Consider the following 18,000-nt stretch of genomic DNA (forward strand, 5'->3'; position numbering starts at 1 on the left):
AACCCGCTCCCGTGATGTGGGATGACACCACGTCCCTCAACGAGAGGATCTGATGTGGTGAGCAAGCGCTTCACCGTCGGCGCGGTCGCGGCTGCGGCCTCGCTGGCACTCACGGTGACCGGCCTGGGGATCCCGGCGAACGCCGCGCCGTCGGACACCCGGACCTTCACCGTGCTGGCCGAGAGCGGTGTGTCCACCGACGCCGCGATCGCCGCGATCACCGCCGCCGGCGGCACTGTCGTCGCCCGTACCGAGGATGTCGGCCTCTTCCAGGTCACGAGCGACCGGGCGGACTTCGCCAGCCGGGCCACCGCCGCCGGCGCCCTGGTCGGCGCGGCCGAGGAGAAGGCGATCGGCCGCAAGCCGAAGCTGGACCGGGTCGAGCAGGAGCACCTGCTGGCCGCCGCGGCGACCAAGGGCAAGGCCGCCAAGAACAACGGCAAGAAGATGGACCCGCTCGACGACAAGCTCTGGGGTCTGGACATGATCCGGGCCGACAAGGCCCGCAAGATCGAGCCGGGTGACCGCCGGGTGACCGTCGGCATCCTGGACACCGGCGTCGACGCCAGCCAGCCCGACCTGGCACCGAACTTCAACTGGGCACTGTCGCGCAACTTCGCCCCGGACATCCCCGAGGTCGACGGCCCGTGCGAGGTGGCCAGCTGCCTCGACCCGGTCGGCACCGACGACGGCGGGCACGGCACCCACGTGGCCGGCACCATCGGCGCCGCCGCCAACGGCTTCGGCCTGTCCGGCGTGGCCCCGAACGTCTCCCTGGTCGAGCTGAAGGGTGGCCAGGACAGCGGCTACTTCTTCCTCAACCCGGTGGTCAACGCCCTGGTGCACGCGGGCCGCTCCGGCCTGGACGTGGTCAACATGTCCTTCTACGTCGACCCGTGGCTCTACAACTGCACCGCCAACCCGGCCGACTCGCCGGAGGCGCAGGCCGAGCAGCGCACCGTCATCGAGGCCATGAAGCGGGCGCTCAACTTCGCGCACCGCAAGGGCGTCACGCTCGTCGGCTCGCTCGGCAACAACCACGAGGACCTGGGCGCGCCGCGCACCGACGTGAGCAGCCCGGACTACGGCGCCGACCCGTACCCGCGCCCGATCGACAACGCGACCTGCTGGGACCTGCCGGTCGAGGGCCCGCACGTGATCGGCGTGTCGGCGGTCGGGCCGTCCGGCAAGAAGTCCGACTACTCGAACTACGGCACCGAGCAGATCTCGGTGGCGGCGCCGGGTGGCTGGTTCCGGGACGGCTTCGGCACCGACACGTACCGCACCGACGCCAACATGATTCTCTCCACGTACCCGAAGAAGGTGCTCCAGGAGGAGGGGTCGGTCGACGAGAACGGCAACATCGTCGCCGGCTTCGAGAACTCGGTGTTCAAGCAGTGCACCGCGAAGGGTGAGTGTGGCTACTACACCTACCTGCAGGGCACCTCGATGGCGTCCCCGCACGTCTCGGGCGTGGCGGCGCTGATCGTCAGCAAGCACGGCAAGAAGGAGGGCCGCAACGGCTACGGCATGGCGCCGAACCTGGTCGAGCAGCACCTCTACCGGACGGCGGCCGAGCACGCCTGCCCGGAGCCGCGGCTGCAGAGCTACACCAACGAGGGCCGGAGCGCCGAGTTCGACGCGTACTGCGCGGGCTCGCTGAACTTCAACGGCTTCTACGGCTACGGCATCGTCGACGCCTACGCCGCGGTGAAGACGCCGGTCAAGCCGAACGTGCGACCGTAACGACCGTTTCCCCGAGGTGGCGGTGTCCGGATCACCCGGACGCCGCCACCTCGGCGTTCCGGCGGGTGTCACGGGCGCCACCCCCGGGCCACCAGTGCGGCGCGGATCTCCCGCACCAGGTCGGGGAACTCCTTGCGCAGGCGGCGGCCGGTCACGTGCAGCACCAGCCAGCCGGCCGCGACGAGCTGGTTGAGCCGCCGCCGGTCGAGGTGCATCCGGTCCGCGTCGGAGTGCCGCTGACCGTCGTACTCGACCGCGACCCGGAACTCCGGCCAGGCCAGGTCGGGGTGCAGGATCAGGCCGGTCGACACCCGCACCGGATACTGGGCCACCGCGCGGGGCAGGCCGGCGAGGGCGAGACGGACCCGCAGGTGGGACTCGGGCGGGGACTGGGCCAGCCCGTCGGTCAGGCCGAACACCCACGCCGCCCGCCGCCCACCGGGTCGGCAGGCGTTCCGGGCCGCCTCGCTCGCCAGCGCCGACCGGTTCACCGAACCGGTACGCAGCAGCCCGTCGATGATGCCGACCGCCTTCACCGGATCGGCCCAGACCGCTGTCTCCCAGGCACAGGCGGCCGGCTCGGTGCGTGGCGGCGGCCCGGCCAGGGTCAACGCCGCACCGGGGGACGACTCTGCGAACGGGCTCGATGCGGCTGAGTTCTGCGGGTCGGCCGGGCCGGGCGGTCCGGGGTGGTTGTGGGGGTGGGCCGGATCCGGCGATCTGGTCCGGCCCGGTGTGCCCGGGAGGCGGTCCGCCGCAGGCGGTGCTGCTACGAGCGACCTGGTGCCGGTGGCAGGGCGTGTGCCTGCGGATGGGCTCGTGCCGGTGGGTGGGCTTGTGCGCGCGGGTGCGGCGGCGCCGACGGGGACCAGGAGGCCGCTGCGGGTGCTCGACATCGGGGCGTGGTGCACCCGGACACCCGGCTGGGAGTCGGCCCGGACCGTGGCCGGCAGCAGGACGTGCACGTCGTCGGTGAAGCCTGCGGCGTGCTCGACCCCGTGCAGGTAGGCCGCCGAAGGGCCGGCGATCGCCGCGCCGGGTGGCAGGCGCAGCAGTGCCGCGCGGCAGGCCAGCGCGTGGTCGCGGTCGAGCCGCGCGTCGGCGTAGACGTCCTGCCGGAGCCGGACCCAGGACGCGCCGCGCAGATGGTGCCGGGACAGCAGCCCGTGCCGGATCGCTTCCGAGCCCCGGAAGACCTGCCAGGCCAGCTCCGGTGGGCGATGAGGATGAGGTGGCATGTGACGAGCGTGGCGGCGCACGGGTCGAGATCGATACCCCTGTGGACAGCCGCAGCCGTGCCGCCCTTCGCGCCCTGTGGACAACCCCCGCGCGGCCTGTCCGCGTGCTATGACCCTTGGCCTGTGGATGATCCACTCCACCTCGGGGAGGTGGTGGTATCCGGGCCGCTTGATGCAGCCACCTCGCGCCGAGCTGGCGTAAAGGGCGCGCGCGGGTCAGGAGAGCGCGGTGGCGACCGCCTCGGCGGCGGCCGTGACCTGGGCGCCGATGTCCGCCACGTCGAGCGGGGTCAGCGACACCACGCCGACGCTGCCCTCCAGGCCGGGCACACCCAGCACCGGCGCCGCCACCCCGTACGCGCCTGATTGAAGCTCGCCGCTGGTGCTCACCGGCCCCGGATCGCCGGCCCGCCCGGCCAGCACGGCCCGGCCGGCGGCGCCCCGCTCCAGGGGGTGCCGGGTGCCGGTCCGGTACGCCACGTGGAAGGACGTCCAGCTCGGCTCGACCACCGCGAGCGCCACCCCCTCGCCGCCCTCGACCACGGTCAGGTGGGCCGTCGCCCCGGTGCCCTCGGCGAGGCGGCGCAGCGCCGGCAGCGCGCCCTCGGCGAGCAGCGGCTGGGCGCGGCGGGCCAGGTGCAGCAAGCCCACGCCGATGCGAAGCCGACCCTCGCCGTCGCGGCGGAGCATGCCGTGGCCGGTCAGCGCGCCGACCAGCCGGTAGACCGCGGCGCGGCCGATGCCCAGCCGGTGCGCCGCCTCGGTGACGGTGAGCCCGCCCGGCGCGTCCGCGACGAGGTGCAGCAGGCGCAGACCCCGGTCCAGGGTCTGTGCGGTCTCTCCGGGGCGCGCCGCCGTGTCCACAGCACGCAGCGTACGACCCGGCTCCGGCCAACCTCGAAATGTGCGGACGGCTACCCTTGTGAGGTGACGCTACGCCTGTATGACACCGCCACCCGATCGGTGCGGGACTTCGTCCCGCGGGAAGCCGGCAAGGTGGGGGTCTACCTGTGTGGTCTCACGCTCCAGGCCCCGCCACACATCGGCCACCTTCGCTCCGGCGTCAACTACGACGTGCTGCGCCGCTGGCTGCTCGACAAGGGCTTCGAGGTCACGTTCATCCGCAACCTGACCGACATCGACGACAAGGTCCTGGCCAAGGCGATGGAGCAGGACCGGCCGTTCTGGTCGATCGCGTACACCAACGAGCAGATCCTCGCCGCCTCCTACCGGGCGCTCAACGTGCTCCCGCCGACGTACGAGCCGCGGGCCACCGGGCACGTCCCGGAGATGCACGAGCTGATCGCCCGGCTGATCGAGACCGGTCACGCCTACCCGGCCACCGACGGCTCCGGCGACGTCTACTTCGACGTGGCCTCCTGGCCGGCGTACGGCTCGCTGTCCGGCCAGTCCCCGGCGGACATGCAGCCGGCCGGTGACGCCCCCGACCGGGGCAAGCGGGACCCGCGCGACTTCGCGCTGTGGAAGGGCGTCAAGCCGGACGAGCCGGCCGACGCCTCGTGGCCGTCGCCGTGGGGTCGCGGCCGGCCCGGCTGGCACATCGAGTGCTCGGCCATGTGCTGGCGTTACCTCGGCCCCGAGTTCGACATCCACGGCGGCGGGCTCGACCTGACGTTCCCGCACCACGAGAACGAGATCGCCCAGTCGCAGGCCGCCGACCTGCCGTTCGCGCGCTACTGGGTGCACCACGGCCTGCTCGGCATCGGCGGCACCAAGATGGGCAAGTCGCTGGGCAACACGCTCGACCTCGACTACGTGGCCTCGCTCGGGGTGCGCCCGGTGGAGCTGCGCTACTACTACGTCGCCGCGCACTACCGGTCCCGCATCGACTACTCCGAGGACGCGCTGCGCGAGGCCGCCGTGGCGTACCGGCGGGTCGAGGGCTTCGTGCAGCGGGCGGCCGAGCGGGTCGGCGGCGGCCGGCCCGGCGACCTGCCGGCCGCTTTCGTCGCCGCGATGGACGACGACCTCAACACCTCGGCGGCGCTCGCGGCGCTGCACGAGGTGGTCCGCGACGGCAACACCGCGCTGACCGCCGGTGACGATGTGACCGTCCGCACGACGCTCGCCTCCACCCGGGCGATGCTGGATATCCTCGGCGTCGACCCCCTGGACCCGGCCTGGACCGGCGGCGGCCGCACGGACGACCTGCGCGGCGTGGTGGACTCCCTGATCGCGCTGGCCCTGGAGCAGCGCGCGCAGGCCCGCGGCCGCAAGGACTGGGCCGCCGCCGACGCCGTACGCGACCAGCTCAAGCAGGCCGGCGTGGTCGTCGAGGACACCCCCCAGGGCCCGCGTTGGACTATTGGAGAGCAGGACTGATGGCCGGCAACTCACAGCGCCGAGGCCGGCGACTGGCACCGAAGGCGGGCGCCCCCAAGGGCACCGGCGGCAAGAACAAGGACTCCCTCGCCGGGCGTGGGCGCACGCTGCCCGCCGACGAGCGGCCGTGGCACAAGGCGTACTCGGGCACCGAGAAGTTGCCCCAGCGCACCGCCTGGAAGCAGGAGAAGGAGCGCCGCGCCGCCGCCGAGGAGGGCCGCGCCCCCAAGATCGGCCAGCCCGGCACCAAGGACACCACCTGGGGCAAGGGCGGTGGCCGGGGCACGCCCACGACGAAGGGGCGGGGCGGAAAGCCGGCCGGCCGGGGCGGCCCCCGGGTCGCGCCGGGCCGCAAGGCCAACCCGGCGAAGGACAGCCCTGAGCTGCTGGTCGGGCGCAACCCGGTGCTGGAATCGCTGCGCACCCAGGTGCCGGCGACCGCCCTCTACACCGCGCAGGGCATCGACGTCGACGACCGGGTCAAGGAGATCGTCCGTACCGCCGCCGACCGGGGCATCGCGATCCTGGAGGTCAGCCGCGCCGAGCTGGACCGGATGACCGGCGGGGTGCTGCACCAGGGCGTCGGCCTCCAGGTGCCGCCGTTCGCCTACGAGCCGTTCGACGACCTGGTGGCCGCCGCGCTGGAACAGGCCGCCCCGCTGCTCGTCGCGCTGGACGGCGTCACCGACCCGCGCAACCTCGGCGCGGTCATCCGGTCGGCCGCCGCGTTCGGCGCGCAGGGTGTGTTCGTACCCGAAAGGCGTGCCGCCGGGATCACCGCGACCGCCTGGCGGACCAGCGCCGGCGCGGCCGCGCGCGTGCCCGTCGCCCAGGTCACCAACCTGACCCGGTCGCTCAAGGCGTGCAAGGACGCCGGCTTCGTCGTGGTCGGCCTGGACGCCGACGGGCAGACCGACCTGTACGACCTGGAAGCGGCCGTCGGCCCGCTCGTCGTGGTGGTCGGCTCGGAGGGGCGCGGCCTGTCCCGCCTGGTCGGCGAGACCTGCGACCTGACCGTCAGCATCCCGATGGTCTCCGACGTGGAGTCGCTCAACGCGAGCGTCGCCGCCGCCGTCACGCTGGCCGAGGTCGCGCGCCGCCGGTCCGTCGAGGTCTGATCGAGAGTACGAAAAAGGGGCGGTCCGCCGTGGCGGGCCGCCCCTTTTCTCGGGTACGTCAGATCCGCTGGCCGGTGGCGGCGTGGAAGACGTGGCTGCGGCCGGTACGCGGCTTGACGAACACGGTGTCACCCATGTTCGGCATGCTGCGCCGGTCGGTACGGACCACGAACCGCTCGTTGTGGCCCTCCAGCGCGGCGTGGCCGTAGACGTTGGCGTCGGAGCCCAGGTCCTCGACCAGCTCGACCACTACCGGCATGCCGCCCTCGGACGGGCTGACCAGGTCGCAGTCCTCCGGCCGGAAGCCGACGGTGACCTTGCCGTCGCCGCCCTCGGCGCTGGCCGCCTGGACCTGCTCGCGGGTCAGCGGCACGATCATCTCGGCGAACGCGCCGCCCTGCTCGGTCAGCTTCACCGTCTTGATGTTCATGGCCGGGGAGCCCATGAAGCCGGCGACGAAGACGTTGGCCGGGGTGTCGTAGAGCGCCCGCGGGGTGTCCACCTGCTGGAGCACGCCGTCGAGCATGACCGCCACCCGGTGACCCATGGTCATGGCCTCGACCTGGTCGTGGGTGACGTACACGGTGGTGACGCCCAGCTTCGCCTGCAGCGAGGCGATCTGGGTACGGGTCTGGACACGCAGCTTGGCGTCGAGGTTCGACAGCGGCTCGTCCATGAGGAAGACCTGCGGCTCGCGGACGATCGCGCGGCCCATGGCGACACGCTGGCGCTGACCACCGGAGAGCGCCTTCGGCTTGCGGCTGAGGAACTCCTCCAGCTGGAGCAGCCCGGCCGCCTCCTTGACCCGCCGGTCGATCTCCGACTTCGAGGTCTTGCGCAGCTTGAGCGCGAACGCCATGTTCTCGTACACCGTCATGTGCGGGTAGAGGGCGTAGTTCTGGAAGACCATCGCGATGTCGCGGGCCTTCGGGGGGAGGTGCGTGACGTCGCGGTCGTCGATGTAGATCGCGCCGTCGTCGACGTCCTCCAGGCCGGCGAGCATCCGGAGGCTGGTGGACTTGCCGCAGCCGGACGGACCGACCAGGACGAGGAACTCCCCGTCACCGATCTGGAGGTCGAGCTGGTTGACGGCGGGGCGCTCGGTGCCCGGGTAGATCCGGGACGCCTTCGCGTAGGTGACCGTAGCCATGATGGAGCGCTTCCTTTCACCGGCAGGAACGTGCCGGACGATCCGAGTGAAGGAGCGACCGGCGCCCAAGGCACCGGCCAACGGGGTCGTCGCTCAGGCAGCCGAGGCCGGCCGGAGTGTCGTCCGTGTCACTGCACGGTAAACGGCTTTCGCGATCGTGCCAAGACGTGGTTCTCCGGATGGGATGGACGGCATACGCATAACGGTCAGCAGGGCACTGCGAGGCATCAATCTCCCCGCTGGGAGCGCGCCCGGGCGATGATCCATCGGCCGCACTGGTCGGGATGCCGACGTTTTCCGTGCTCGGGAGCCCTGCGAGGCGGGATTTCCGGGGCTCAGTCGCTATGCTGAGCCCGACGCACGCGCCCCTGTAGCTCAGCTGGCCAGAGCACTCGCCTTGTAAGCGAGATGTCGCCGGTTCGATCCCGGCCGGGGGCTCCAATTACACAAGGCATTTCGCGGCGGCAGCCGCTGCGATCCGGCCGGATGACAGCAACGAGGGTCACGACCGCCCGTCACAGGCCCTAGCCTGACGGCCATGACTCTTGATCTCATCCTGCTACCCGAGCCCGTCGGACAGCCCTCGCTGAAGGCGTCGGACGGCGAACGGAAGGGTGCGGGTGAGCCGTCCGACTCGCAGGCATGGGACGCCATCGTTTCCGGCGTACGGGACGTCGTCGGCGAGGTGGTTCTGGGCGAGGACGGCCCGAGCCGCACGCTGACGCACCAGCCCAGCGGCATTACGGTGCGCTACCGGTCCGGTGAGACGGCCATCAATCTGCCGTTCTGGCACAGTGGCAGTGACGTGGATGCTGAAGGGCTCGTCCGGACCATGTACCGGATCGGGCACGTGGTAGCGGACGCGACGGGCCTGGTCGCCCATGTTTCGCAACTGGGTGTGCCGCTGACCGAAGCTGAGTCCAGGATCGACGCTGCGGTCGATCTGCTGTTGGACGATCCCGTTTCGTCTCACCTCTGGCCGCGCGATGGGTTCCGGGTCTACTTCACCGGGTCCGTCACCCTTGCCGACGCCGTGCAGCGCCTGAAGTCGATGGTGGTGGCCGAGGAGAGCGACCGATTCACCGTCCAATGGTCCGATGGTCCCCAGCTGGAGGTGACCTTCGACGCGGGGCCACGGATTGTCGCTGAGGCCGCTGAGGTCGCCGAGGACTATGGCATCCCCGAGATGGCCGCCTACGACCGCCGGTTCCAGGTCACGTTCGACGATCTCGACGAGGTGCTCCAGGAAATCAACACCCTGATCGAGGTCAACCGGCAGCTCCAAGATCTCACCGGCGGTTACGTGAAACGTTCCTGGAACGACGAGGTGTCGCCGCCGTACGACGACCCGGTGGACGGCAGCTAACGGACCTGTACCTCGCACTCCGGACAAGATGCCGACAACACCGCAGGTCAGCTGACCTGCCCTGGTCCGTGAGGAACATGCCGGTCACGCCCACCGCGGTCAGGGCCACGGCGACCGTCACGCCGCCGCTGCCCTGAGTGACGCCGGCGGAGTCGGCGCGTCGGCGGTGCGGGGCGGCTCGATGCTCGACAACCGGACAGCTGTTCTTTACAGGGACGCCGATCGATGGACATGATCGTCAGGGAAGGTTGCTGTCACTTTCCTCGACGAAGGGTCGCCGTCATGCCGATCACGTCCGTCACCCTCACCCCGCGTGCCTGGCGCCGTGCCGCCGCGATCACCGCCGCCGCCCTCGCGGGCGCTGTTCTCGCCGCCGTGAACGGCCAGCCGGCCTCGGCCACCCCGCCCGGCATCCCCTCCCAGGCGACGGCGCAGTCGCAGCTCAACGCGCTGACAGTGGCCGCACAGGGCTCAATGTCCGGCTACTCGCGGGACCTGTTCCCCCACTGGATCACCATCACCGGAACCTGCAACACCCGCGAGCAGGTCCTCAAGCGGGACGGCACGTCCGTCGTGGTCAGCAGCTCCTGCGCCGCCACCTCAGGCCGCTGGTACAGCCCCTATGACGGTGCGACCTGGTACGCCGCCTCCGACGTCGACATCGACCACGTCGTGCCCCTGGCGGAGGCGTGGCGGTCAGGAGCCAACTCCTGGACGACGAGCCGCCGGCAGAGCTTCGCCAACGATCTGACCCGCCCGCAACTGATCGCGGTCACCGACAACGTCAACCAGGCCAAGGGCGATCAGGACCCCTCGACGTGGCAGCCGCCGCTGACGTCGTACCGCTGCACCTACAGCAAGATGTGGATCACCGTGAAGTACAACTGGGGCCTGACGCTCCAATCATCCGAGAAGTCCGCACTGCAGAGCATGCTCAACACCTGCGCCTCGTGATCGCAGGAGCCGTCGCGCGGGCCGGATGACAGCGGCGTACACAGTTCTCCGACCGGAGTGTCGGCGGGCGCGCCGCCGATCGGCGTCTCGGTAGGCTGGCCGGCGGGGGGACGGCGTGAGCAGAGCGGTCGAGGAGTCCAATCGGGCGATGCTGCGGGCCCGCGACGCGATGGACCGGGCGTACGCGCAGCCGCTGGACATCGCCGCGCTGGCCCGGATCGCCCACGTGTCCGAGGCGCACTTCATCCGTACCTTCCGGGCCACCTTCGGCGAGACCCCGCACCGCTACCTGCAACGCCGCCGGGTCGAGCGGGCCATGGCCCTGCTGCTGGAGACCGACCGCGACGTCACCGACATCTGCCTCGCCGTCGGCTTCAACAGCCTCGGCACGTTCAGCCGGACGTTCCACGGCATCGTCGGTGCGTCGCCCTCGGCCTTCCGGCGTCGCCGGGCCGCGCCGCCGGACGTGCCGAGCTGCTTCGCCAAGTCCTGGACCAGACCGAGCAGTTTTGGATAAGCAGCAGGTCAGGCCGCTGCTCTAGCGTCGTCGGCATGACGATGACTTCGACTTCCCGCTCGCAGATCTACGTGCTCGACCAGGACGAGGCGCTCGACTTCTACGTCGGGAAGCTGGGCCTGGAGGTCAGCACCGACCAGGATCTCGGCTTCATGCGCTGGCTCACCGTGAACGTGCCGGGGGACCCGGGCCGGGAGATCCTGCTGGAGAAGCCGGGCCCGCCGGCCCTGGACCCGAAGACCGCCGAGCAGGTCCGGGAGCTGCTGACCAAGGGCGCCGCGGGCGGGTTCCTCTTCTTCACCACCGACGACGCGCACAAGACGTACGCGGATCTGGTCGCGAAGGGTGTGGAGGTGACCGACGAGCCGACCGACCGGCCGTACGGGATCGACTTCGGCATCCGCGACCCGTTCGGCAACCGGATCCGGATCGGGCAGATGCGCCAGGGGCAGTGAACGGCGCGGCGGCGGGCTAGTCTCGCGGTCCCCGACCGTGGAGGCGCCGATGCCCAGCCGCCTGCTCTACCTGGTCCGCCACGGCGAGCAGGACCGCGCGGAGGAGGAGGCCGACACCGGCCTGTCCGAGCGCGGCCGGCGGCAGGCGACGCTGCTGGGTGAACGGCTGCGCGGCACGCGCTTCGCCGCCGTACACCATGGGCCGGCCCGCCGGGCCGCGGAGACCGCCGCGCTGGTCGCGGCGTCGCTGCCGGGTGTTCCGGTACGCGAGGACGACCGCGCCGGCGACCACGTGCCGCACGACACCGACCCGGCCGACCTGCCCGAGCGGTACGCGGAGTTCCTGGCCGGGTTCACCGAGCGGGAGCGGCGCGACGGGCCGCGTGTGACCGCGGAGGCGGTGGCGCGGTTCGCCGCCGCCCCCGCGGAGGGTGACGTACGCGAGTTGGTCGTCACCCACAACTTCCTGGTCGCCTGGCTGGTGCTGCACGCGCTGGAGGCGCCGCCGCACCGCTGGATCGGGCTCAACCACCAGAACTGCGGGCTCACCGTGATCCGTTACAGCTCGGGCGGCCCGCCGACGCTCGTCGCGCTCAACGACGTCGCCCACCTGCCGCCCGAGCTGCGTGCCACCGGCCTGCCCGACGACTACCGGTTCTGACCTGGTGCTCAGGCGATCAGCTTCACCACGGCGTCGGCGACGGCGCGGGCGGACTGCGGGTTCTGGCCGGTCACCAGGCGCTCGTCGACCACCACGTGCTCGGTGAAGTCCGGCGCCGGCACGTGCTGCGCGCCGGCCTCGGTGAGCTTGTCGGCGAGCAGGAACGGCACCTCGTCGGTGAGGCCGACGGCCGCCTCCTCGCTGTTGGTGAAGCCGGCGACACGCTTGCCGGCGACGAGCCGTGAGCCGTCGGTGAGGGTCAGGTTCACCAGCGCCGACGGGCCGTGGCAGACGGCGGCCACCACGCCGCCGCGCTCGTAGACCGAGCGGGCGATCCGGGCCAGGTCGGGGTCGTCGGGGAAGTCCCACATGGTGCCGTGACCGCCGGCGAAGAGGATCACGTCGTACCCGGCCGGGTCGACGTCTGCGGCCTTCGGGGTGTCGGTGACGCCGGCGGTGGCGAGGAAGTCGTTCTGGGTGCTGTCGTTCTCGTCCCGCCCGTCGACCGGCGGCTCGCCGCCGGCCACTGAGACCAGGTCGACGTCGTAGCCGGCGGCCCGGAACACCTCCCACGGCTCGGCGGCCTCGCCGACGTAGTAGCCGGTCGAGCGGCCGGTGCGGCCCAGCTCGGAGTGACTGGTCAGGGCGATGAGTGCGCGAGTCATGCCTTCCATGCTGGCCCCGCCGCGGGCCGGCCGGCCATAGGCCGATGTCACAGCCGGAACGGGTTTGAAGTCGGCGCCGGTCAGCCGGTGGCGCCGTTGAGCAGGTCCACCACCTGCGCGGTGACGGCGGGCGGCGTGGCCTGCGGCGGGCAGTCCACGTAGCTGACCTGGTTGGGCCCGACGGTGAGCCGGTAGCTGAACGCGTCGGCGCACATGGTCGCCGGTGCGGTGACGGCGGCTTCGGCGGCCAGCCGGGGGTCGGCCGCGAGTTGCCGCAGCCGGGTGAGCTTCTCCGCGGCGAGCTGCCCCTCTCGGGAGGCGCCGGCGCGGTCGGTGCGGGTCCAGTGGCCGTCCGGCCCGACCCGGACGGTGTCGGTCAGCCCGGCGATGCCGCCCGACTTCACGAGCACGACCTCGGTGGCCAGCGGCGAGGGCCCGTCCGTGACGACGGGTGGCGCGTCGGTGCGGGCGCAGCCGGCGAGCGGGACGAGAAGGGCGGCGACGGCCGCCACGGCGGGGGCAGCTCTCATACCGGTTCGGACGCGCGACGGGACCACCCGGTTCCGGTCCACCGGTCCTCCTCATCCGTTCGGTCAGTGTCTCCGGCGGGTTCCCGCCAGCCTCTTTCACGTTCGTCGATGTATCGCTATATCTACATCAGTGACTACCCCCGTCACAACATTCGCCTTCCAGGAGGGCCCGTGAAAAGATCCGTCGCCGCCGTCAGCGCAGCGCTGCTCACCAGCAGCGTGCTGGCCTGCGTCACCACCTCGGCGCAAGCGGCAGCGCCAACCGCCCCCAGCCCCGAGACCTCGGCCGCGGCCAAGGCCGCGAGCCTGCTGCGCGCCAATCCCGGCGTCGTCAAGGGCGCCGGCGGTGAGGCCTATCAGGCCGTCCGCACCAAGGTCGACCCCTCCGGGGCGGCGCACACCCGGTACAGCCGGACCTATCAGGGTCTCCGGGTGTACGGCGGTGACTTCGTCATCCACACCGCCCCCAACGGCACCATGACCAGCGCGTCGGTCAGCCTCGACGCCCCGCTGACCCTGAGCACCACCGCGAAGGTCGGCGCGGACGCGGCCAAGGCCAGCGCCCGCAAGACGTTCTCCGGCTCGCTCACCTCGGTCGGCACGCCGGAGTTGTTCGTCGACGCCAGCAGCGGCAAGGGCCGCCTCGCCTGGGAGACCGTCGCGACGGGCTGGAAGGCGGACAAGCAGACCCCGTCGAAGCTGCACGTCGTCACCGACGCCACCACCGGCAAGGTGATCGGCTCGTACGACGAGATCGAGACGGTGGCCGGCACCGGCCAGGGCATCTACACCGGCTCGGTCACCATCGACACCACGCTCTCCGGCAGCACGTACCAGATGATCGACCCGGTACGCGGCAACGGCCGCACCTGCGACATGAACAACGGGACCTCCACCTGCACCACGTTCACCGACGCGGACAACGCGTGGGGCAACGGCGCCACCTCGAACCGGCAGTCGGCCGCCGTGGACGCCCACTTCGGCGCCGCCAAGACGTTCGACTACTTCAAGAACGTGCACGGCCGCAACGGCATCTTCGGCAACGGCCAGGGCGTGCCGAGCCGGGTGCACTACGGCAACAACTACGTCAACGCCTTCTGGGACGGGGCCCAGATGACCTACGGCGACGGCTCGGGCAACTCCCGCCCGCTGGTCTCGCTGGACGTCGCCGGCCACGAGATGAGCCACGGCGTCACCGAAGCGCTGGCCGGGCTGGTCTACTCCGGTGAGTCCGGTGGCCTGAACGAGTCCACCAGCGACATCTTCGGCAACATGGTGGAGTTCTACGCCGCCGCGCCGAGCGACCCGGGCGACTACCAGGTCGGCGAGAAGATCAACATCAACGGCAACGGTACGCCGCTGCGCTACATGTACAACCCGTCGCTGGACGGCTCGTCCGACTCCTGCTGGTCCACCAGCACGAAGAACAAGGACGTGCACTACTCCTCCGGCGTCGGCAACCACTTCTTCTTCAACCTCGCCGAGGGCACCGGCGCCACCGCGTACGGCACCTCGCCGGTCTGCGGCTCGGCCCCGGCGGTCACCGGCATCGGCCGCACCAAGGCGGAGAAGATCTGGTACCGGGCGCTCGACGTGTACTTCACCTCGAACACCTCGTACGTCAACACCAGCAACCCGGCCAACACCGCCCGCGCGTACACCCTGCGGGCCGCCACCGACCTGTACGGCAACTGCTCCACCGAGTACAAGACCGTCCAGGCCGCCTGGACCGCGGTGAACGTCGCCGGTAACGACGCGCCGTGCAGCTCCACCGGCAACGACTTCTCCGTCTCGCTCTCGCCGACCGCCGGTTCGGTCACCGCGGGCGGTTCGGTCACCGCCACCGTCGCCACGGCCACCACCAACGGCAGCGCGCAGACCGTGACGTTCTCCGCGTCCGGCCTGCCGACCGGCGCCACCGCGTCGTTCAGCCCCTCCTCGGTGACCTCGGGCGGCTCGTCCACGCTCACCATCTCCACCAGCTCCAGCACGCCGACCGGCACCTACTCGGTGACCGTCACCGGCAGCGCGGCGTCCGGCACGAAGACCGCCACGTTCTCGCTGACGGTGAACGGCACCGGCGGCGGCTGCACCGGCGCGGGCCAGAAGCTCGGCAACCCGGGCTTCGAGTCCGGCAACACGGTCTGGACCTCCACCTCCGGCGTGATCGGCCAGTACGGCTCGCAGGGCCAGCCGACCCGCACCGGTACGTGGAACGCCTGGCTCAACGGCTACGGCACCACCCGCACCGACTCGCTGTCGCAGTCGGTGAGCCTGCCGAGCGGCTGCTCCACGTACACCTTCTCGTTCTGGCTGCACATCGACTCGGCCGAGACCACCAGCAGCGTCCAGTACGACAAGCTGAACGTGCAGGTGCTCAACTCCTCCGGTTCGGTGCTGGCCACGCTGGCGACCTACTCGAACCTGAACAAGGCCAGCGGCTACAGCCAGAAGTCGTTCTCCCTGGCGTCGTACGCCGGGCAGACCGTCACGCTGAAGTTCACCGGCACCGAGGACGTCTCCCTGCAGACGTCGTTCGTGCTCGACGACACCGCTGTCAACGTCTCCTGACCTGACCGCCCGACCCCGGGGCCCGGCGGTCACCCCACGCGGGTGGCCGCCGGGCCCCGCCCGTTACGGTCGCACCATGTCCGACGCGGAACTCACGGTCAGGGTGGACGGCCCGGTGGCAACCGTGGTCATCCACAACCCGGCCCGGCGCAACGCCATGACCCCGGCCATGTGGCGGCAGCTCCCGGTGCTGCTCGACGGTCTGGAGGCCGACCCTGCGGTACGGGTGCTGGTGCTCACCGGCGCGGCCGGCACGTTCTGCGCCGGGGCCGACCTCGGCGACCTGGACGAGCTGCTGGCCGCCGGAGACGGCAGCATCGCGGTGGCCGCCGAGGAACGGCTCGCCGCGTTCGGCCGTCCCACTGTGGCCGCGATCGAGGGCGCCTGCGTGGGCGGCGGCTGCCAGCTCGCCGTCGCCTGCGATCTGCGGCTGGCCTCGGCGGAGGCCCGGTTCGGCGTACCCCCGGCCCGGCTCGGCCTGGTCTACCCGGCGCCGACCACCCGCCGGCTGGCCGCGCTCGTCGGTCCGTCCGCCGCCAAGCACCTGCTGTTCAGCAGCGAGCTGGTCGACGCCGAGCGGGCGCTGCGGATCGGCCTGGTGGACGAGGTGCTGCCGGCCGGGGAGCTGGCCGGGCGGGTGACAACGCTGACCGCCACCATCGCCGAGCGTTCCCGGCTCACGGTGGCCGCCGCGAAGGAGATCGTCGACGGGCGCGCCGACGCCGACCGGCTCGCGTGGTGGCACGGCCAGGTGCGGGACAGCGGCGAGGCCCGCGAGGGGGTGGCGGCCATGAACGAGCGCCGCCCGCCGCGCTTCGGCTGGACCCCGCCGACCGCCCACTGACCGCCGTTTGCCCGGCACCCCTCGGCGGGTACGTCCCGACCGGCGATCCAGCGGTCACCGCGCCGACCGGCTCCGGCTGACCTGGGCCAGCAGTTCGTCCACCGACCACTGGTCGGAGGCGTGTTCGCCGTACTTCTCGGCGAGCACCCGCCCGTCCGGCGCGATCAGGAAGTCGGCCGGCAGCCCGAACCGGCCGCCGTGCGGCGTAAGGGATGGCGACCGCTCCCGTCCGCGCAGGATGTGCCAGGTGCTGATCGCCACGCCGCGCAGGATCGGCAGCCAGGCGCGCGGGTCGAGCAGCGACCGCCGCGCCGACTCCACCCCGAACTCCCGGTAGAGCCGCCGGTCCGGATCGGCCACCACGGCGAACGGCAGGTCGGCGACGTGCTCGCGCAACTCGTCGGCGGGGGAGTGGAAGAGCACCACCTCGCGTACGCTCGCCGCCTCGATCTCGGCGTGCCGGCGGACGATCGAGCGCAGGTGGAGGTTGCAGACCGGGCAGCCGGCGAAGCGACGGAACTGGAGGTGGATGAGGCGGTCCGGGTCCGGCAGGGCGACCTGGGCACCGGTCACGCTGGTGAGATGGCGAGGGGTGACGACGTCCATGCGCGCTCCCGTTGTAGGCGTACGACGTACTCCTACAACCGTAGGCGTATCTTGTACGCTGTCAAGGCCATGCCCCGTCCCCGTTCCCTGACCCCGGCCCAGCTCGCCGACGCGGCGCTCGCGGTGCTCGACCGGGACGGCCTCGCCGGCCTCACCATGCGCGCGGTCGGCGCGCAGCTCGGCACCAGCACGATGGGCCTCTACCGCTACGTCGCCGACCGCGACGAGTTGGAAGCGCTCGTCGTCGAGCGGGTCCTCGAACCGGTCGACACCCGCCCGCCGCCCGACGTCCCGTGGGCGGACGGCATCCGGGACCTGGCCGAGCGGGTACGCCGCGCGGTCGGTCTCCACCCGGCAGTGGTGCCGTTGCTCCCCGCGTACCGGCACCGCTCGCCGACGATCCTGCGCTGGGGCGAGGCGGTGCTCGCGGTGCTGACCGGGGCCGGCTTCACCGGCACCGGACGGGTGATCGCGTTCCGTGCCCTGCTCGGCTACGTGGTCGGCGCGATCCAGATGGAACACCTCGGCGCGCTGGCCGGGCCCGGCACGGCTGTCATCGCGGCGCTGCCCCGCGACGAGTTCCCCCTGCTCGCCGCGACCGCGCGCGACGCCGGCGTGGTCGTACCGGAGGACGAGTTCGGCGGCGGGCTGGACCTCCTGCTCGACGGGCTGGCCCGGCGTCTCGACAGGTAGGCGCACTGGTGGGACCGGCGGGCGCGGCGCCGGGGCGTACCCCCGACACCGCCCCCTGTGCCCGCCGGCCGTCCGTCACCGCGCCAGCGCGGCCCAGCTCGGCGTCACCGGAGCCCGCCGCAGCGGCATGCCCGCCTCGGCCGGGGTCCGGTCACCCTTGCGCTGGTTGCACGCGTAGCAGGCGGCGGTGGTGTTCCCCCAGGTGTTCCGGCCACCGCGCGAGCGGGGCAGGACGTGGTCGATCGTGCTGGCCGCGCCGTCGCAGTAGGCGCACCGCCGCCGGTCGCGCGCCAGCACCCCGGCCCGGGACCAGGCCGGGCCGGCGCTGAACCGCCAGCGGGTCACCACGTACCGGACGAGGCGGACCACCCGCGGCAGCGGGAAGACGCCGATCACCCGGTCCGGCTCGGCCTCGTGGATTTCGGCGACCCGGCGGCAGAGCATCCGGATCGCGTGCTTGACGGTGACCCGGTGCAGCGGGCCGAGGTCGGCGTTTATGACGAGGACGGCGTCCACCGGGCTCTCCCTTCACGATCGGCGGTA

The 18,000-nt window shown here is 71.9% G+C and carries 18 protein-coding genes and 1 tRNA gene; 12 read left to right on the forward strand and 7 right to left on the reverse strand.

Annotated elements, in window-relative coordinates:
- Nucleotides 1-57: 57 nt before the first annotated feature.
- Nucleotides 58-1,746 carry a S8 family serine peptidase gene (locus HA073_RS28710; RefSeq protein ID WP_166457735.1) on the forward strand — a complete coding sequence of 563 codons (1,689 nt, stop codon included), beginning with the start codon at nt 58-60 and terminating at the stop codon, nt 1,744-1,746.
- A 68-nt stretch (nt 1,747-1,814) separates the two neighbouring features.
- On the opposite strand, the gene HA073_RS28715 is transcribed toward HA073_RS28710, so the two are convergent.
- Nucleotides 1,815-2,984, reverse strand: a complete 1,170-nt coding sequence (locus HA073_RS28715) for a hypothetical protein (protein ID WP_240926012.1) — start codon at nt 2,982-2,984, stop codon at nt 1,815-1,817.
- Nucleotides 2,985-3,200: 216 nt separating this feature from the next.
- Nucleotides 3,201-3,848, reverse strand: coding sequence for an IclR family transcriptional regulator (locus HA073_RS28720; RefSeq protein ID WP_166457736.1), 648 nt, complete (start codon nt 3,846-3,848; stop codon nt 3,201-3,203).
- A gap of 63 nt (nt 3,849-3,911) precedes the next feature.
- Between HA073_RS28720 and cysS the strand changes: the two genes are divergently transcribed.
- Together cysS and rlmB are read left to right on the forward strand one after the other, a co-directional pair.
- Complete coding sequence (cysS, locus tag HA073_RS28725; protein WP_043327948.1) at nt 3,912-5,327, forward strand: cysteine--tRNA ligase; 1,416 nt, start codon at nt 3,912-3,914, stop codon at nt 5,325-5,327.
- A complete protein-coding gene (rlmB, locus tag HA073_RS28730; RefSeq protein ID WP_043327949.1) occupies nt 5,327-6,445 on the forward strand; it encodes a 23S rRNA (guanosine(2251)-2'-O)-methyltransferase RlmB in 1,119 nt (372 codons plus the stop codon). The genes cysS and rlmB overlap by 1 nt, the downstream gene beginning before the upstream one ends.
- 58 nt (nt 6,446-6,503) lie before the next feature.
- On the opposite strand, the gene HA073_RS28735 is transcribed toward rlmB, so the two are convergent.
- The gene (locus HA073_RS28735) at nt 6,504-7,595 is read right to left on the reverse strand and encodes an ABC transporter ATP-binding protein (protein WP_166457737.1); all 1,092 of its coding nucleotides are present in this window, start codon (nt 7,593-7,595) and stop codon (nt 6,504-6,506) included.
- 364 nt (nt 7,596-7,959) lie between these two features.
- On the opposite strand from HA073_RS28735, the gene HA073_RS28740 reads away from it, so the two are divergent.
- From HA073_RS28740 to HA073_RS28765, 6 genes are all read left to right on the forward strand, one after another.
- Nucleotides 7,960-8,036 (forward strand) — tRNA-Thr (locus HA073_RS28740).
- Nucleotides 8,037-8,133: 97 nt separating this feature from the next.
- Entirely contained in the window at nt 8,134-8,961 is an 828-nt protein-coding gene (locus HA073_RS28745) for a hypothetical protein (RefSeq protein ID WP_166457738.1), read from the forward strand.
- A 282-nt stretch (nt 8,962-9,243) separates the two neighbouring features.
- Nucleotides 9,244-9,915, forward strand: coding sequence for an HNH endonuclease family protein (locus HA073_RS28750; RefSeq protein WP_113973556.1), 672 nt, complete (start codon nt 9,244-9,246; stop codon nt 9,913-9,915).
- Nucleotides 9,916-10,030: 115 nt separating this feature from the next.
- Nucleotides 10,031-10,432: a helix-turn-helix domain-containing protein gene (locus tag HA073_RS28755; protein WP_187693841.1), complete on the forward strand. Its 402-nt coding sequence runs from the start codon at nt 10,031-10,033 to the stop codon at nt 10,430-10,432.
- A gap of 35 nt (nt 10,433-10,467) precedes the next feature.
- The gene (locus HA073_RS28760) at nt 10,468-10,887 is read left to right on the forward strand and encodes a VOC family protein (protein ID WP_043327953.1); all 420 of its coding nucleotides are present in this window, start codon (nt 10,468-10,470) and stop codon (nt 10,885-10,887) included.
- A gap of 49 nt (nt 10,888-10,936) precedes the next feature.
- A complete protein-coding gene (locus tag HA073_RS28765; RefSeq protein ID WP_166457739.1) occupies nt 10,937-11,548 on the forward strand; it encodes a histidine phosphatase family protein in 612 nt (203 codons plus the stop codon).
- An 8-nt stretch (nt 11,549-11,556) separates the two neighbouring features.
- On the opposite strand, the gene HA073_RS28770 is transcribed toward HA073_RS28765, so the two are convergent.
- Together HA073_RS28770 and HA073_RS28775 are read right to left on the reverse strand one after the other, a co-directional pair.
- Nucleotides 11,557-12,213 (reverse strand): type 1 glutamine amidotransferase domain-containing protein, encoded by a 657-nt coding sequence (locus tag HA073_RS28770; protein WP_233514730.1) that lies wholly within the window; start codon nt 12,211-12,213, stop codon nt 11,557-11,559.
- 80 nt (nt 12,214-12,293) lie between these two features.
- The gene (locus HA073_RS28775; protein ID WP_140946391.1) at nt 12,294-12,743 is read right to left on the reverse strand and encodes a protealysin inhibitor emfourin; all 450 of its coding nucleotides are present in this window, start codon (nt 12,741-12,743) and stop codon (nt 12,294-12,296) included.
- Nucleotides 12,744-12,914: 171 nt separating this feature from the next.
- Between HA073_RS28775 and HA073_RS28780 the strand changes: the two genes are divergently transcribed.
- Nucleotides 12,915-15,314 carry a M4 family metallopeptidase gene (locus HA073_RS28780; protein WP_043327955.1) on the forward strand — a complete coding sequence of 800 codons (2,400 nt, stop codon included), beginning with the start codon at nt 12,915-12,917 and terminating at the stop codon, nt 15,312-15,314.
- A 76-nt stretch (nt 15,315-15,390) separates the two neighbouring features.
- The gene (locus tag HA073_RS28785; protein ID WP_069088738.1) at nt 15,391-16,158 is read left to right on the forward strand and encodes an enoyl-CoA hydratase/isomerase family protein; all 768 of its coding nucleotides are present in this window, start codon (nt 15,391-15,393) and stop codon (nt 16,156-16,158) included.
- A 54-nt stretch (nt 16,159-16,212) separates the two neighbouring features.
- On the opposite strand, the gene HA073_RS28790 is transcribed toward HA073_RS28785, so the two are convergent.
- The gene (locus HA073_RS28790) at nt 16,213-16,764 is read right to left on the reverse strand and encodes a peroxiredoxin-like family protein (RefSeq protein WP_166457740.1); all 552 of its coding nucleotides are present in this window, start codon (nt 16,762-16,764) and stop codon (nt 16,213-16,215) included.
- A gap of 69 nt (nt 16,765-16,833) precedes the next feature.
- On the opposite strand from HA073_RS28790, the gene HA073_RS28795 reads away from it, so the two are divergent.
- Nucleotides 16,834-17,457 carry a TetR/AcrR family transcriptional regulator gene (locus tag HA073_RS28795; RefSeq protein WP_187693837.1) on the forward strand — a complete coding sequence of 208 codons (624 nt, stop codon included), beginning with the start codon at nt 16,834-16,836 and terminating at the stop codon, nt 17,455-17,457.
- 75 nt (nt 17,458-17,532) lie between these two features.
- On the opposite strand, the gene HA073_RS28800 is transcribed toward HA073_RS28795, so the two are convergent.
- Nucleotides 17,533-17,973: an HNH endonuclease gene (locus HA073_RS28800; protein WP_043327959.1), complete on the reverse strand. Its 441-nt coding sequence runs from the start codon at nt 17,971-17,973 to the stop codon at nt 17,533-17,535.
- Nucleotides 17,974-18,000 lie beyond the last annotated feature (27 nt).

This window comes from Micromonospora sp. CMU55-4 (assembly GCF_011602315.1).
GTDB lineage: Bacteria > Actinomycetota > Actinomycetes > Mycobacteriales > Micromonosporaceae > Micromonospora > Micromonospora chalcea.